At 51.2% G+C, this 15,352-nt stretch carries 15 protein-coding genes; 1 reads left to right on the forward strand and 14 read right to left on the reverse strand.

Annotated features, from left to right (window positions below):
- Window positions 1-62: 62 nt before the first annotated feature.
- Genes BUA24_RS07995 through BUA24_RS08040 form a run of 10 tightly spaced genes read right to left on the reverse strand, consistent with a single transcriptional unit; the run spans window position 63 to window position 8,670 of the window.
- Window positions 63-1,445 (reverse strand): hypothetical protein, encoded by a 1,383-nt coding sequence (locus BUA24_RS07995; protein ID WP_072791085.1) that lies wholly within the window; start codon window positions 1,443-1,445, stop codon window positions 63-65.
- A 1-nt stretch (window position 1,446) separates the two neighbouring features.
- Window positions 1,447-2,547 (reverse strand): NlpC/P60 family protein, encoded by a 1,101-nt coding sequence (locus tag BUA24_RS08000; RefSeq protein WP_084660327.1) that lies wholly within the window; start codon window positions 2,545-2,547, stop codon window positions 1,447-1,449.
- The gene (locus BUA24_RS08005) at window positions 2,534-2,974 is read right to left on the reverse strand and encodes a hypothetical protein (RefSeq protein WP_143146463.1); all 441 of its coding nucleotides are present in this window, start codon (window positions 2,972-2,974) and stop codon (window positions 2,534-2,536) included. The genes BUA24_RS08000 and BUA24_RS08005 overlap by 14 nt, the downstream gene beginning before the upstream one ends.
- A complete protein-coding gene (locus tag BUA24_RS08010; protein ID WP_218587441.1) occupies window positions 2,967-4,283 on the reverse strand; it encodes a FliI/YscN family ATPase in 1,317 nt (438 codons plus the stop codon). The genes BUA24_RS08005 and BUA24_RS08010 overlap by 8 nt, the downstream gene beginning before the upstream one ends.
- On the reverse strand, window positions 4,280-4,966 hold the full coding sequence (locus BUA24_RS08015) for a FliH/SctL family protein (protein WP_072791092.1): 687 nt from the start codon (window positions 4,964-4,966) through the stop codon (window positions 4,280-4,282). The genes BUA24_RS08010 and BUA24_RS08015 overlap by 4 nt, the downstream gene beginning before the upstream one ends.
- Entirely contained in the window at window positions 4,966-5,973 is a 1,008-nt protein-coding gene (gene fliG / locus BUA24_RS08020) for a flagellar motor switch protein FliG (protein WP_072791095.1), read from the reverse strand. Before fliG ends, BUA24_RS08015 begins: the two co-directional genes overlap by 1 nt.
- Window positions 5,970-7,517 (reverse strand): flagellar basal-body MS-ring/collar protein FliF, encoded by a 1,548-nt coding sequence (gene fliF / locus BUA24_RS08025; protein ID WP_072791100.1) that lies wholly within the window; start codon window positions 7,515-7,517, stop codon window positions 5,970-5,972. The genes fliG and fliF overlap by 4 nt, the downstream gene beginning before the upstream one ends.
- A gap of 34 nt (window positions 7,518-7,551) precedes the next feature.
- Window positions 7,552-7,884 (reverse strand): flagellar hook-basal body complex protein FliE, encoded by a 333-nt coding sequence (fliE, locus tag BUA24_RS08030; protein WP_178138756.1) that lies wholly within the window; start codon window positions 7,882-7,884, stop codon window positions 7,552-7,554.
- A gap of 1 nt (window position 7,885) precedes the next feature.
- Entirely contained in the window at window positions 7,886-8,323 is a 438-nt protein-coding gene (locus tag BUA24_RS08035; protein ID WP_072791103.1) for a flagellar basal body rod protein FlgC, read from the reverse strand.
- The gene (locus BUA24_RS08040) at window positions 8,323-8,670 is read right to left on the reverse strand and encodes a flagellar basal body rod protein FlgB (protein ID WP_072791107.1); all 348 of its coding nucleotides are present in this window, start codon (window positions 8,668-8,670) and stop codon (window positions 8,323-8,325) included. Before BUA24_RS08040 ends, BUA24_RS08035 begins: the two co-directional genes overlap by 1 nt.
- 655 nt (window positions 8,671-9,325) lie before the next feature.
- On the opposite strand from BUA24_RS08040, the gene BUA24_RS08045 reads away from it, so the two are divergent.
- Window positions 9,326-10,516, forward strand: a complete 1,191-nt coding sequence (locus BUA24_RS08045) for an MFS transporter (RefSeq protein WP_072791110.1) — start codon at window positions 9,326-9,328, stop codon at window positions 10,514-10,516.
- Between the two features lie 72 nt (window positions 10,517-10,588).
- Here the strand turns inward: BUA24_RS08045 and BUA24_RS08050 are convergent, their stop codons facing one another.
- The 4 genes from BUA24_RS08050 to BUA24_RS08065 all read right to left on the reverse strand — a co-directional run bounded on the left by BUA24_RS08050 (window position 10,589) and on the right by BUA24_RS08065 (window position 14,771).
- The gene (locus BUA24_RS08050; protein ID WP_072791114.1) at window positions 10,589-10,867 is read right to left on the reverse strand and encodes a hypothetical protein; all 279 of its coding nucleotides are present in this window, start codon (window positions 10,865-10,867) and stop codon (window positions 10,589-10,591) included.
- Complete coding sequence (fliS, locus tag BUA24_RS08055; protein ID WP_072791118.1) at window positions 10,854-11,258, reverse strand: flagellar export chaperone FliS; 405 nt, start codon at window positions 11,256-11,258, stop codon at window positions 10,854-10,856. The genes BUA24_RS08050 and fliS overlap by 14 nt, the downstream gene beginning before the upstream one ends.
- A gap of 29 nt (window positions 11,259-11,287) precedes the next feature.
- Window positions 11,288-13,846 carry a flagellar filament capping protein FliD gene (gene fliD, locus BUA24_RS08060; protein WP_072791122.1) on the reverse strand — a complete coding sequence of 853 codons (2,559 nt, stop codon included), beginning with the start codon at window positions 13,844-13,846 and terminating at the stop codon, window positions 11,288-11,290.
- Between the two features lie 91 nt (window positions 13,847-13,937).
- Window positions 13,938-14,771: a flagellin N-terminal helical domain-containing protein gene (locus BUA24_RS08065; RefSeq protein ID WP_072791125.1), complete on the reverse strand. Its 834-nt coding sequence runs from the start codon at window positions 14,769-14,771 to the stop codon at window positions 13,938-13,940.
- Window positions 14,772-15,352 lie beyond the last annotated feature (581 nt).

Here is a 15,352-nt window from a genome sequence, read left to right on the forward strand (position 1 = left end):
TTCTCTTCGCTCTTATCATTCAACGACAACATCTTTCCCTTTCTCCTAAACAAGCATTCTCTCTAAGCGTGCAGATCCACAAGGTGGGTACCTTTTTGTGCGTAAACTCCATCGGTGCCACCAGATCTGTGAGCAAGGCCATTTAAAGAGACTGTGCCTACAGAGATAAGCTCGTGGCTATTTAGCTCAGCCCCAGGTCCGCTATGACCAAAGGATCCGAGGTTTAGAGATATCTTTACCGACAAAGACTCCTGTAGCTCCTTGGCCAGTTCACCCATGTGGGAACTAAGTTGGCTACCAAGCTCTGACGACGATCCGTCCATCTTCACCGTCAAGGAGCCATCGACTCCACTGATATGTATGTTGAGCACACCTAAATCCTTTGGAAAGATCCGCAGATGCAACGTGGAAGGGAGTTCTGGAGTCTCAGCTATATGAGCTGAAATCACAGTGGCCAACTGTTCAAGGGGCACGTGCGTGGCGAATCCTGCTTGCGCCTCGACGTTGGATACCACTACCGACAAAGTTGAAGGCACGGGCTGAATCGTTGGGAGAATCGTCACGGAGCCTGCGCCAGGTCCATAGGCACTTTCGTCACCCTTACTCACCTGGCGAGCATGGATAGAAGCGCTGCTCTGACCTATCCGATCGCTCTGGGGAGCACCAACGGCGTCGCTGAGTTTGGTTGCAACACTTAGGAGAACGTCGGACTGCTGCAACGTCTGCTTAGCACTGGAGCCCTCCGCAGTAAGTGCGATTGGGGGCAGAGCTCTTGGAGTAACACTCGCAGTTTTGCTACCTGGTAACTCCGCTGAAGCCATGGGCCTAAGAGACGCGTTCTGCTTCACTGTCTCAGAGCAAAGGGTACTCCCCTCATCCGACGCAGAGTTCAAAGACGTCAAATAAGGAAACTGTGATTCCGAAGCCTTAGGCGATAAAGGGGTCTTAGTTGTGGCCTCATCATAAGCCGGAGTGACTTCGCTGGTAACTAGAGATCCATCGAGCTGTTTGATCGACGCTATTGGTTGTCCTTGATACCTTCCTGTGGATACCGTCTCTTTTTTACCCGCACCACTTTGCGACTGAAGCAATACGGTACTTTGATCGGAAGGTGAATCAGTAGAGATAGGTGCTTTAGACTCCAAAGCCGCTGCATCTAATAAGACTTGAACTCTCGCCGAAGGTGTGGATTCTCCTTGGGGTGATCCAGTTGCAATATGTTCCATTTCTCTTCGACCCCTGCTTAGTGCATCTGATGCAGAGGCTCCAACGGTGGCCTTAGCTGAACCTAGGGGTAAAGCAGCCGTTGAAGAAGGCAACACCTGCGCAACTATCTCAAGAAGCGCATTAAAGCCACCTTCAGTGTTGGAACTGTGCCCCTTTGACGTTTGTGTATCTATGGAAGCAGAGGGACTTACGCTCTTAGAACTGGGAGAGATGGGCACGTTATGCGCCTCCTTGCATGATCGAAAGTACCGACTTTACGTAGTTCTGTGTCTCTGGATAGGGAGGAACTCCTCCGTAGTGAGCTACCGCTCCATCCCCTGCGTTGTAGGCGGCGAGAGCCAGGGGCACCGACCCAAAGGTCTGCAGCTTCTGAGCTAGCAGGTATGCGGCTCCGTAGATTGCTTGAGTAGTATTCATCGGGTCGACCCCAATTGAACTGGCCGTCTGAGGCATGATCTGCATAATTCCTTCCGCTCCTGCAATTGAGACCGCAGAGGGATTAAAGTTCGACTCAACCTTTGCTACCGCCTCAAGCATGCCAGGTGGAAGTCCATATACCGCCTCGGCGCTGTCGAACACCTGAGCAAGGCAAGACGGAGTTGCCGCAGTTTCCTGGAAACTCCCCGAAGGCAACACCTGGACTATGGAGGTTGGTTGTCCGACATCTGTGATCGAGACGCTCTGACCCGCGGTCGGAGCGTCGATCATCTTTCCACTGCCTATATAGATTCCAACGTGGTACGCAGGTGATCCATAAAATACGAGATCACCTGGTTGTGCTTGCGCTAAAGAGGATACCGGAGTACCTATCTGACTTTGTTCCGCTGCGGTTCTGGGAATCGAAACACCAAGATCCGCAAAGACGTGTTGGGTAAATCCAGAGCAGTCGAACCCGGTAACCGGTGACGTTCCACCCCACCTATAAGGAACACCTAGATACTTCTCAGCATCTGTCACGACGCTCTCTCCAAATGAGTCGACACCATCAACAGACCGACTAGTCATCCCAATCTGCGACTCGCCAGGGCTACTTACCGAAGGTACCGTTGATGGCACAACAGCAGGAGCGGCTACTACCTGTCCGAAGTAAGAGGAGGCGTTTGTCGCCGTCGAGTTCCCGGTGGAAGTCGCACTTTGGGCCGAAGGCGCAGGCGTGAGAGAAGCTAACTGGGAGATCTCAGTTTGAATCTGCGACAGAACAGATGTAAAGGTGCCCACGTTTCCCAGCTGTCCCGAGCCAAAGGGTTGCGGTTGAGCAAGTTCAGAAAAACCCTGAGATATGGCCTGAAAGGTATCTAGAACCGAACTAATCGAGGTCATGGGTCAGCTCCTTGGTCTCCGATATGGCCTGGAAGGTCTCTATCATTGAGTTCATCTCTTTACGCTCGATCCGCCGGCGTTCTAAGTTAGTCCTTCTTTGAAGCACTCGTCGTAGCGACTGCTCCGCCTGGGCCTTCTCCTTGTAAAGCACTTGGGCCTCCAAGCACCGCTGAACTGCGCTCTCGTACATACGACCTAAGTGATCTTCGTAGCTGTAAAGCATGTCAAGATGCAAGGAAACGCCATAAGACGATCCAAACTGTAGCGCTAGATCTTTCGTTGCAACCACTTTGCTCTCTGCATCCTCAAGAGATGAAAGTGCCTGATACTCAGTGGATACCGCATTTGCAAGAGCGATCTTCGCCTCCTCAGCCTCAAGACTCGCCAGCATAAGTAGCACCTTTTCGCCTCGTTTTCCCTTAGACACCGCTCTGTCCTCCATGCAACGCTTCCTCGAGGCGTCTCCATGATTCAGCCGCCGTTACAGTGACCTTTACATCTTGACAAAAGACTTCTTCTATGCGGGGTATGATACTGAGGGCTCGGTCCAGACGTAGATTTGTTCCTGGCCTATAGGCGCCAACCTCCACCAAGTCCTTCGAGGCGGCATAGGTAGCGAGGTGAGACCTCGCTTCACGTACCAGAGCCATCTGACTATCGCTTAGGATTGATGACTCCAGTCTCGATATCGACTCGAGAACCTCAACTGCGGGGAACTTTGCCATCTGAGCTCGCTCCCGAGACAAGGTGATGTGCCCATCCAAGATTGACCTAGCTGCGTCTGCTACGGGGTCCATGAGGTCGTCTCCATCGACAAGGATCGAATACAAAGCAGTAATCGACCCAGACTCATTACGTCCGGCACGCTCCAATAACCTGGCCATGAGCGAGTTGACTGAAGGTGGATAACCCCTTTGTGACGGAGGTTCACCGCTTGAGAGACCGACCTCGCGCTGCGCCATAGCCAGGCGAGTTAGAGAGTCCATAATCAGAAGTACATCGTTACCCAAATCCCTAAAGTACTCCGCTATTCGGGTGGCCACCAATGCAGCCCTAATCCTTAGAAGTGCCGGTTGATCCGATGTTGCGACAACCACCACCGCACTGGTCAGACCCATGGCACTCAAGTCGTTTTCGATAAACTCCCTAACCTCCCGTCCCCTCTCGCCAACGAGCGCCAGTACCTTTACATCGGCCTCTGTTCCTCTAATAATCATGGAGAGCAAGGAAGACTTTCCAACTCCGGCTCCGGCAAATATGCCCAACCTCTGCCCCTTCCCACATGGGACCATAGTGTCAAGTACGGAGGTCCCAAGAGAAAGCGCACTATCGATAAGAGGACGCGACATAGGCGGCGGTGCAAGCTGAGTAGCTATCACAAAGCTCTCAGCCTCTATCGGACCTCGACCGTCAAGAGGCACGCCTTCAGCATCTATAACCCTTCCAAGTAGAGCGGGACCTACAGCTAGCCTCGGCGGTCTTCGCATCGGCACCGCTACAGATCCAAAACGTACGCCTTCAAGATCTCCGTAAGGCATACAGATAAGTCGACCATCTCTTATGGCCACAACTTCAGCAGAGACCTTTCGGTCATCGAGTTGAACATAAAGGCCCTCGCCGATAGCTGCATCAACACCCTCGACCTCTAGATGGAGCCCAACCATACGGCACACTCGACCGATCGGACGAGGACGAGCAGCATCGAGAATCATCTCTCTCCAGGGCCATGGAATCACTCTCTAACTCCTCGCAGCTCATTTAGGACCTCTCGCACCCGAGCTATAGCGGTTCTAAGCTGTAAGTCCAAGGTGGTAGCCCCCTCCTCCACGACGGCACCAACAGGATCTACTGAGTCGTCTTCCACAACTTTTATATCGTGGTAACTGCCTCGTTGATATTGATCAATTATCTCCTTGACAAATAAAAACATCGAGGAATGAACCCTAACAACCAGTGTTCTTCCAGGTGGTATCTCCTTGAAGACATCCCTTAGGACTATCTCAAGCCTGCGCTGCTCAAGGTCAGGAGTCATGTGCATCACACTCTCGGCAATTTCGAGGGCAAATTGCGCTATCTCACCCACTCTCTCCTCAAACCCATGTGCAACCAGACTCTCAAGTCGGGAGATAGCGCCGTTTAGCAGCAAAATCTTTTGGCTTAAACTCTCTTTTACCTGAGCCATCTCGGCTTGTGCTTGCGTCTCTCCTTGTCTTACACCGTCTTCGTAGCCGTTCTGATAGGCCCGCTTAAGACGGTCTTCCATAAGCTCCTCGACCGTCTTTGGGGTCACATCCCTTGACATATCTGCTACGAGTCTCTCCACCGGCAAAAGCTCAAGCCGCACCGGCTCAGCAGAGCTCACCTGAGACTGGTGGCCTTCTAGTTCGCCAAAAACCGCCTCAACCCACGACTTTATCATCAGTTCACCATCTCCTCGCTGGAGCGAGACAGCGTAATTTCACCGGATGCTTCCAGCTCTCTAACGACACGCACAACAGCCGCTTGAGCTGCTTCAACGGTGGACAGACGCACTGGCCCTAGAGTCTCAATCTCATCGACAAGGTCCTCCGCCGCTCGTTCTGAGAGGTTGCGCAGCACCACATCTCTCTCTTGTTCAGACACACCCTTTAGAGCCACAGCAAGATCCTTTGGAGCAATCTGTCTGAGTACCCTTTGAAGAGTTCGGTCATCAAGAGAGAGAACGTCTTCGAAGACGAACATCTGGCTACGGACCCTATCAGCCAACTCAGGATCGACGACGTCGAGGTCAGAAAGAATACGTTTTTCTGTGCCTTGATCGACGTTGTTGAGTATCTCGACGAGCGACTGCAGGCCTGAGCGAGCCGCAGTCGGGCCAGCCTTCGACACGCCTGCCAGCTTGCGTTGCAATATCTGTGCTGTAGTCTCGATCACAACAGGATCAACCCGCTCTAGCATCGCAATCCTTCTAGCGATCTGAGCCCTCATCTCCTCTGGAAGAGCAGCCACGATCTCTGCAGATGTGTCCGACGCCAAGTACGATAGGATCACTGCTACTGTCTGAGGATGTTCATCTTGAAGAAAAGAAGCGACCTGATAAGGTTCGACATGTGAAAGAAATCCAAGAGGATTTCCGCTGCTTCCTCCGGCAAACTGTTCAAGTATCTCATCGGCCTCTTTGGGAGAGAGCCTGGCAGCAAGTATCTCTCTAGCAGCATCGACCCCGCCTTGACCCACGCTCTGGACCGCTACTACAGAGTCGACAAACTCCCCCATAATCTCGGAGATCTGCTCTTTGTCCAAGTTCGGAAGATTGGCGATCTCCAAGGTCAAAGCAACCGCCTCGGTCTCCGTCATAGCTCTAAGTACCCTCGCTGCGAGGTCTTTGCCGAGCTGTACAAGGACTGCGGCGGCCTTCTGAGGACCCGTTAGCTCCTGCTTTTTCATCTGGACCTCGTGTTCATCCAGATTCGAAGCAGCTTTGCAACATCTTCGGGCTGTTGATCTATGAAGTCGAAGACTTCTTCGGCTATGAACTGTTCGTTTTTGGGCATCGATATCGCAGGAACGCTCGGTGCAGCGTTTAGCGCAGCAAGATTGAGGGGTTCTGTGTCAATCTCTCTCATAAAAAGATCCTCTCGCTCCTCCCCACTCGAAGACCGAAGTAGCAGAAAGATGACCACGAGAATTGCGATAGCAAGGGCGATCGTCTTTGCAAGCGATAGAAGAGATGGAAGCTGTGAAACACCCCCTGCTGTCGATGAAAGAGCTTGATTTTGAGTAGCAAAGGGCATCTTTACCACCGAGATCGTATCTCCTCTGGCAGCAACAAGTCCTGCTGCGGCGCTCACTAACGACTTTATCGATGCCACTGAGACCCCCTTGACCTTCGAGTCCACAAGAACCGCCACAGATAGTCTCTGTATCTGCCCCGGTGCCTGCTTAACCGTCTGGTTGACCTGACCGATCGCATAGGAGTTTTGCGTCTGCGTCTGTGTATAGTTTGAGTTTTGGTTTCCTCCGGTGACCGGCTGTGTAATAGTACCAAGGACTCCTCCCGGAGCAGTTCCCGTGCCTGTATAGGTCTGCTTCGTAGTAGAACTCTGCGTAGGAGCAGTAACGGGAGTTCCTTTAGGAGTCGTCTGTATAGTCTGAGAGTTGGTCGTGGTCTGATTGAAGTTCAGCTGCGCCGCTACCTTCACCGCCACGTGATTGGGTCCAAGAACATTTTGCAACATGGAAGTAAGCGACGCCCCCAGTTGGGTATCGAACTGCGTTGTAGCATCGGAGTTGGTAGATGCGGTGTTGTTAAATCCCGGAGCGGCCAAGACGTCACCGTACTGATCGACAACAGTTACGTCCGAGGCAGACATATTAGGTATGGAACTTGCTACCAAGTGCACTATAGCCTGGGTCTGGGTTGGGGAAAGGCTTACCCCGGAGGCCAGTGTCACTAGCACAGAAGCCGAGGGGTTCTGGTTTTGAGAGATGGCGAAGACGTCTGTAGGTGGAAGGGCCAGATTCACCTGAGCCGAGGTCACACCCTGGATCGCCTCTATAGTGGTCGCCAACTCCCCTTGCAAGGCTTGTTGATACTCCGCCTGTTGGGTAATTTGAGAGGAGGTGATGCCAACCTTGTCAAGCAAGGACAGTCCCACCGTAGAGTTCTGAGGGAGTCCGGCCTGTGCCATGTCTATTCGCTCCTGATACACCTGGCTTTGCGGAACCATAATTGTCGACCCGCCGTTTTCAAGCTGATAGGGAACGTTCGCTGCCGTCAGCTTCTGCGTGATAGACGCCGCATCAGAGGCCGATAGGTTGGTAAACAGGGGAGCATAGCTTGGTGTGGAGGTTACACGCATGAGAAATATTGATCCCACCACAACGGCCGCAACTCCAATAAGAGTTAAAACCTTTTGTCCCGAGGTGAACCCTGAGAGAAACTTGCTAACTGATCTTTGGATATCTACGACAGACTTAGATAGAGCCATATTTCTCCTTATCGAAAATAGCTACGGAGGCTGGCTAAAAAGGCGTCGCCATCACTTGGTTGAGTGCAGAGGTAACTGCGTTTCTAAGCGAGACAGCTAACTCAGTCTCAAGCGTTGCTTGGGTCGCTGCAATGGTTGCGGAGGTAACATTTCCGCCTCCGGCAGCTACCTGAACAGCCTGGCTCTGTGCGTTTACTTGAGAGGTCTGCATCTGATCCACAGCCTGTGCCAAGATACTTCCGAATGAGCTCTGTGGCGACGGCTGTGTCGCTGCACTCTGTGCGGCCGGAGTCTGCGTCGACAGAGCTTGGGCGATGCTCGACACTCCTGATATAGATGAACTTATCGGGGGTATAGCAGGAATCACCTTAGGCTCCAATCTGTAGAGCTGACATATACGCCGCCTTGGCGTGATTTATAACCGAAACGTTCGCTTGATAAGAAGCCTGTGCTGTGACTAGGTTTCCGAGTTCTTCAGCCAGATTTACGCCAGCTTGACGAACATAACCTTGGGCGTTCGCTAAGGGATTTTGGGGATCGTACACCAAGATCCCGTTCTTTGAGTAGGTAGTCACCCCGACCGCAGCTACTCCCTGACCCAAAGCGTAGTCGGTTGTGTTTGGAGATACCAGTGATCCCGGAATCTCTGAAATAGGTGCCACCACTATCTCTTGTGGTTGATATACCTGCTGATTGGGAGACACCTGATCGTTCATGTTAGCGACATTGGATGCGGTTGCATCTAGCCACGTCTGATCGACGTTAACTCCGGTGCCGGCTATGGATATGCTCGGGAACAGTGACATTAGAACTGACCTCCCATTGACCCAGAGAGAAGTTTGAACTGATCTTCGATCAGATTGACATCAGACTGATAACCCAAAGATGCCTGCTCCATCTTTACCAGCTCGGAGGACAAAGAGACGTTGTTTCCGTTGATACCCGGCGGGTTAGTCGAAGGTGACAAAGTTACAGCTGCCGTCGCTGAGGGTTGGCTGGAGTTAAGTGCATTTGCCAAAGACTGTTCAAAGCTCACATCTGTGGCCGTGAAGTTTGGAGTGTTGTTGTTGGCAACGTTGTTTGCCACAACACTTTGCTCGACACCAAGACCGCTCAAAGCGTAAGATAAGGTGGACACAGCTAAGTTGGACATACATTCCTCTCGAATGAAAGACCTAAACACATATGGCCCTCTCCCTGGCCAGTCATTCGAGCTATCCATGCTCAAAAGGTTCTTCGACTCTCCCTAGTACAACCTTGAGAAATTATTTAGAGCAAGCGTTGTCGATCTCAAATCTCATAAGTCTTCGGTCTTGTTTATGACTACAGCGCCGCAACGGAAGATGCTGACAGCGCTATAGGTCGCCATATATGGATAGTCATCCAAGTAGATCTCGCCGTTTCTAAATAAAGAGTTCTCACTCTGGTTACGGACAATCGAAAGGAATCCACCCTTTGGAACAGAAGGCCGGTCGGTGTCATAGATTCAAGAGCTTGCACTCTATCCCTTGTTTCCGATAAACCAAAAGATCATCTTCTCCCCAACGTTCATTCGATTCCCGCAAAGATTAGGCAATCTGCAGTGTCTACAACGACCCCTGGTACCTTGAATGAGCATGCCGATAAGAGCCCTCCTCAAATTAGGCTACGCCCAATAGACATGTCACTGCTTTTAGTCAACTACTTGGAAACTACAACCTTCATCTAAAATGGAACTCTCGTCATCCTCGCAATTGAGTTCCAATGAGAGAAGAACTTACATAAGTCGATATCGTGACTACCTGATCTACACCTAAGTAAGGAGAGTTGTGCCCGAAGAGAGTGTTTCACTCAAAAAGTCAACCATCTACCTAATGGCCTTTGCATGTGGAGCCATAGTAGCCAACCTCTACTACGCCCAGCCACTTCTTGTTACCATATCGAGATCCCTGCACCGCACCGCATCTTCAACGTCACTAGTAGTCGCAATCACGCAGGGCGGATATGCTCTTGGACTATTTTTTATCGTTCCACTAGGCGATATCTTGAACCGAAAAAGACTGATCTCTGGAACTTTAATATTTACAGCCGCCGCCCTGACCTTAGTAGCTTTATCAAGGTCCATCGATGTTTTTATGGTTGGATCGTTTTTAGTGGGCATCTCCGCAGTAGTTGCTCAGGTAATCGTTCCCTACGCATCCCTCCTTGCGCCACCACAGCAAAGGGGCAAGGTAGTTGGTATCGTTATGAGTGGACTCCTCCTTGGCATACTTCTCGCTAGAACCTTATCAGGAGTCATGGCACAGCTATTTGGATGGCAAAGCGTCTATATAGTCGCTGCAACGGTAACGGTCGTATTAGCCATTACGCTCTATAGGTTCTTGCCGGAATCTAAGGTACGTTCAAATCTTAGCTATCCAGAGCTTATAAAGTCATTGTTTAGCTACATGAAAACCGAGCGACAACTACAAATCCGATCAATCTATGGCTTCTTGGGATTCGGAATGTTTTCAGTCTTTTGGGCATCTGCGTCACTTTTTCTCTCAAGACCGCCTTACTCTTACAACAACGCAGTAATCGGCCTCTTCGGCCTCGTCGGCGTTGCAGGAGCGCTCGCTGCAAACATCGCCGGAAAGCAGTCAGACAAAGGGCGTTCCAGGAGCGCCACCTTGTACTTCGTTCTCGCATGCCTGGTCGCCTACCTTGCCCTTACCTTAGACCCCTATAGCCTTCCCGTCTTATTGGCCGGTACCGTACTTTTAGACCTTGGTGTGCAAGGAACGCACATTACAAATCAAGCCATCGTCTTCTCTTTGCATCCAGAGGCTCGAAGCAGACTTTCTTCTGCGTATATGACCTCTTATTTCATAGGGGGATCCCTCTCCTCCGCTGCGTCTTCCGTCGCGTTCGCCTACGGAGGATGGAGGTACGTCGGCTCACTTGGCGCAATCTTGGCACTAGCTTCGCTGTTGTTGTGGAGTCTTGAAAGACCAAAACGCTCCACTACAGTCTCGCTTTGAACGTAAACGCAAATTCACTCGCAAAGCCAGAAGGATTCGTAGTTTCATCAGAACGCTCCGCAACAACGACCCTTAGGCCTTCACATCAACTAAAACGACCCTTCCATCTGGAGATCGCTGCTTAGACTGTTCAAGCACCTGACGACACACCGCCATCTTCTCTCGCAAGGCGACAGAGAGTTCCGCTGTCCGATTCATAAGATCCTCAGCATAAGAGCGTAGAGACGTGGGCATCTGAGTATTGGGCGCCGGTACGTCAAATGGGCCTGGCCATACCCTCTTACCCTCTATCGCATCTTGAACCTGTTCAAGATGTTTGTCGTAGGTCTGCAAAAGCTCAAGCCACTCCACTTGCCGCAGCTTCTTCAGCATCTAGAGCCTTATCCGCCTGGGCCCAAGCTTCACCTAGAGGTCTAAGGACGTTTTCTGCCTCCCTGAGGTATTTGATGTCCTTGTAAAGATTGGCTTGGATCAGTTGAGAGAGCGCGTAACCATAGAGTTCTTTTAGATTCCTTGCTCCGTCCCAAAGGTCCAGCCTCAATGAGCTCATGACCAGGTGTAATATGTCTTGGGCATGCCTGAGCGCCTCATGTATGCCATAGAGGTCCCTAACCCTAAAGGCCATTTCGGCTCTATCAAGATCGACAATAAGGTTGTCATATAACATTATGAACTGCTTACGAGGCGAGGAAGACAAGACGGAGTCCTCCTTATAGATGCGCCTCACCTTTGCCTGATGCATCTGATCCTTTCCATCTAATAAGCACTGAATTAGGGAAGTTTTGCGATCTGACTGCTAACCGCCTGAGAGGTGTTCTGCAGCCCACCAAGGGTGGCTTCCATAGCAGAGAACTCTTGTTCCAACATGGTCTGCTCCGCCTGAATCATGGGTGTATAGTTGTTGTACTGTGTCTGCAGTCCACTTATCTGTTGTTGCAAAGACGCAATGGTATAGGTAAGGGAACCATTTATCGGTGACGCAGCGGCATTACCCACATACGCAAGCCCGCCTGCGATACCCTGCGTATAGTTTATGGTCCCTATGTTTGTAGAAGACGTAATACCAGGTGCCGTAACAGTAACTGAAAATCCAGGGATGGTTGAGCTTGATAAAGGCACAGCTAGAGTTTGACCGGTTCCTGTAGCAGCTATGCCGTCGATGGAACCCGCCACATCTGTGCCTGCAAACGATGCGCTACCAGTGCTCCCAGCCAAGCCCGTCTGTCCTACCCCAGTCGCCGTTGAGGTCACAGAGAACGACTGAGCTGAGCCGTAGTTGACCGAGTTGACAACCAAAGTCGTGCCACCAGTCACTGTCGCCACAGAAGCATTGAGACTTAGACCAGCGCTCGAAAAGGCTTGATTCAACCCTGAAGCTATAGCTGAAAGGCTCTCGCCAGCAGTCGCAGAGTACGATGCGGTTGAGCCACCTTGAGAAAACGTCAAGGTTTCAGCACCAACGATTGTACCGGTAAGGGAGGTAGATCCTGTATCCACGGCTTGGGTCGCTGAGTGCGTTACGTTGATCGCATAGCTCCCAGCGGGTGTTGTGTCGGGCGCATAAAGTAACGATGCTCCTGATGCGTAAGTGCTTGAGGAAGGTGTGAAGTTACCCTGTTGCGTGAAGATCTGAGCAACCCCTGAGGGGTTGGCGGCATACGCAGACAGGAAGGTACTTTGGTTGAAGTCTATTGTGCCGGCACCGGTTACAGAAACACCGACTGCCTGAGCACCATCTAAAGAGCCGGATCCAATTGTCTGTGCTATGACTCCCAGAATCTGTTGCGTTAGAGAGTTCAGGTTCGAGTCACCCATAAGGGGACCGCCTGTGTTGGTGGAGTAGTTGTATCCCGCATACTTGTTTATGTCAGAGAGTGCCTGATTGGCGGCGTTTACAAGGTTCTGAACCTGCTGCGCCATCGCTTGACCATCTCCGGAAACCGACACGGTAACTGGAGTAGAACCGGGCGCTTGAGCGGACTGTAAGTTAATCGCAACATCTGGCAACAGTCCAGTAACGCTGTTGGATGCAGAGTCCAAAATGTATCCCTGCGACCCTCCGACCTGTAGCTTTGCATCTTGTGCTTGAGTTACTGTGTTGAATCCCCCAAGGTAAGAGGTGAAGGGGGTTTGATCCATCACAATCGCACCATTTACGCCTGTGGTGTTCGACGCTAGCTGAAGAATGTAGGAACCAGATGCCACTTGAACAGCAGATGCCGTAACTCCTGCGCCGGAGTTGTTGATGTTTGAGACGACGTTCGAAAGACTACCGTTTCCAGTAGAGACGTTCTGGGCGGTAAAGGTTCCCTGCGACAGTCCAAAATCTCCAACTCCAGCGGTAATCGTACCTCCGGTTCCATCGCTAAGAGTGACGGTGGAACCAGCACTTACATTGTTTATTGAGTTGGAAGTTCCATCCAAGGTGACCGTACCCGCAGTACCATTAGACACGGTCGCTTGGGCGGTCATGCCAAGGGAACTGAGAGCATTTCCTCCTGTCACCTGCAACGATGCTGAAGAACCTAGCAACGTAGTGCCTATTTTCAAGGTACCTTGAGGTGTCACCGTTGCCTGGAGAAGTTGGCTACCGGCCACGGTGGAGGCTGAGTCGATCGCTGCTGCTAGTTGGTTAGGGGTATACGTTCCCGAAGCAATCATGAAGTTGTAGGCCGTGCCGTTCACGGTTGCTGAAAGCACATCATTCGTTCCAGTTGAGATTGTAACAGAAGGCGCTAGTGCGGATGATCCTTGAGCTACACCGCCAGTTAGAGCCTGTGTGACATCGAAAGTGTGGGTTCCAAGAGCCAAAGACGATCCGGTAAGGGTGGTAACTCCGTTGGCGGTCGCTGATGTAGAGAGAAGAAACGGGGAAGAGCTGGCGACGGTCGCTGAGGTCGATGAGACGCTTTGGGAACTGGCAATCACATCCGCCTGAGCAAGCTGGTTTACATTGAAAGAGATACTGCCTGGTGACGCTCCTGGACTGGCGGTTGCGGTAGCGACAGCAGAGTTTGACGAGGTAGCTGTCATGGCGTTCCATAGAGATGCTTGTGAGATAGCATCCGCAGCGCTTTGCAGCTGCGTGAGATCCCCGGAGAGCTGCTGATAGTCTCCCATATTTGCATTGAGTTGGTTTATTTGATTCTGAATATCGGTCTGAGGCAACTTATACGCCGTCATCAAAGCTTGTATGATCTGCTGCGTATTTATACCCGAGATTAGCCCATTGAACGAAAGAACAGGTCCATTACCAGAGGTATTGAGCGTGTAGTTCGAATAGGGCAATGTTGAGTTAGATGCGGAAGAGGTGCCACTGACTGTACTCATCTAATCGTGTACTCCTATGTCAATTGAAACGAACCGGGTGACGACCAAACGAAGATGACAGATACGCCATCTTCGTTTGGTTTGCTGGTACCTAGGGAATCAGCTTGAGTAGGAGCTGTGGTAGGGACTGTGCTTGAGATAGCATGGCTATGCCTGACTGCATCAGAACCTGTTGAGACGAGAACTTAGTCATTGCTTGGGCAACGTTAGTGTCGACCAAAGTCGAGTAAGCAGACTGAACGTTTTGCTGCCCCACCGTATCATTAGCTATAATTGCCTGAATCTGGTTCTGAGTAGCTCCGACGGTAGCTTCAGTAGACGCCACGTATTGAATAGCGCTCTGTACCGCTACCATAGCAGAAAGTGCGGCTGAAGAAGTACCGATTGATATTGCTGCCGAACTTACGCCCATTGAAGTTGTGTTTAGAGTCGCTATCGAAACTACAACTTGATCAAAGCTACTGGCATATGCTCCTATCTGGAAGGACTGATTTGAGTAAGTCCCGTTAAGCAACTGCGTTTGGCCAAACTGCGTACTGTTAGCGATCTGATCCAGCTGATTTTGAAGAGCTTGGAATTCTTGCTGGTCCGCCGCCAAAGAGCCTGAGTTGGCCGTACCTGCGTTAGCGGCTTGAGTGGCGAGCTCGTTCATCCTTTGGAGAATGGAGATTTGCTGGTTCATAGCACCGGCTGCAATCTGAAGGACAGAGATGCCGTTCTGACCGTTGTTTATTGCCACTCCAAGTCCATTGGCCTGAACATCCAGGCCTTGGGAAATCACATAGCCCGAGGCGTTATCCGCAGCTGTTTGGATTTGGAGACCGGAAGACAGCTCCGAGATCGTCTGCTGCATGGCGTTGCTAGTAGCGTTCAAGTTATTGTAGGCATCAATTGCCGAAATATTAGTGTTTACCGAAAGGGACATTAATTTCCTCCTTGAGTTCCCTGTCCTTACCAATCGAGATGCTCTGCATCACGAGCCACCTTTTAGGTCGCACCAAATCCTTCGTCAACCAGATCTTTATCCTTTAGCAAATTCTCGCTTACTCAGACTTTGACAATGAATGCCTCCAATTTGGACGTCTATGCCACGGCTGGATGACGTCAGAGAGATACCGTAATTATCTCATAGTCTCTGCTATCTACTTCCCGTTTCGCATGGCACCTTTGCATGCATCTTCGCTAACCCAACTTTCGATTGACCCCCCGAAATCGGCCCAAAACAGGCCCCATGCGGGGCTGATTTGGCCGTAATTTGGCCCTCGTAGAGGGGTGATTGGAGAGGATTCCCTGGTCAGGGGGTTGGGGGTTTTGGATGTAGTGCCCCAAGGACTGGTGCTAGTGCTATATAATCCTTAACAGGGTATAACAGCTGGTATGCTTGGAGCTAATGTTCATCCGGGCCAAGGAGACCAAGAACCGGACAACCGGTACTACCTATGTAAAGCATCAGTTAGTACGCTCGGTTCGTTACGGGGACAAGGTACGCCAAGAGATCGTCATGGA

It is taken from the genome of Ferrithrix thermotolerans DSM 19514 (assembly GCF_900128965.1).
Lineage (GTDB): Bacteria > Actinomycetota > Acidimicrobiia > Acidimicrobiales > Acidimicrobiaceae > Ferrithrix > Ferrithrix thermotolerans.

Excerpts from the sequence above, each read along its gene's own strand:
- BUA24_RS08000 (WP_084660327.1), bottom strand. The coding sequence starts at position 2,547 with ATGACCTCGATTAGTTCGGTTCTAGATACCTTTCAGGCCATATCTCAG.
- BUA24_RS08015 (WP_072791092.1), bottom strand. The coding sequence starts at position 4,966 with ATGATAAAGTCGTGGGTTGAGGCGGTTTTTGGCGAACTAGAAGGCCAC.
- fliG (WP_072791095.1), bottom strand. The coding sequence starts at position 5,973 with ATGAAAAAGCAGGAGCTAACGGGTCCTCAGAAGGCCGCCGCAGTCCTT.
- fliF (WP_072791100.1), bottom strand. The coding sequence starts at position 7,517 with ATGGCTCTATCTAAGTCTGTCGTAGATATCCAAAGATCAGTTAGCAAG.
- BUA24_RS08035 (WP_072791103.1), bottom strand. The coding sequence starts at position 8,323 with ATGTCACTGTTCCCGAGCATATCCATAGCCGGCACCGGAGTTAACGTC.
- BUA24_RS08040 (WP_072791107.1), bottom strand. The coding sequence starts at position 8,670 with ATGTCCAACTTAGCTGTGTCCACCTTATCTTACGCTTTGAGCGGTCTT.
- fliS (WP_072791118.1), bottom strand. The coding sequence starts at position 11,258 with ATGCATCAGGCAAAGGTGAGGCGCATCTATAAGGAGGACTCCGTCTTG.
- fliD (WP_072791122.1), bottom strand. The coding sequence starts at position 13,846 with ATGAGTACAGTCAGTGGCACCTCTTCCGCATCTAACTCAACATTGCCC.
- BUA24_RS08065 (WP_072791125.1), bottom strand. The coding sequence starts at position 14,771 with ATGTCCCTTTCGGTAAACACTAATATTTCGGCAATTGATGCCTACAAT.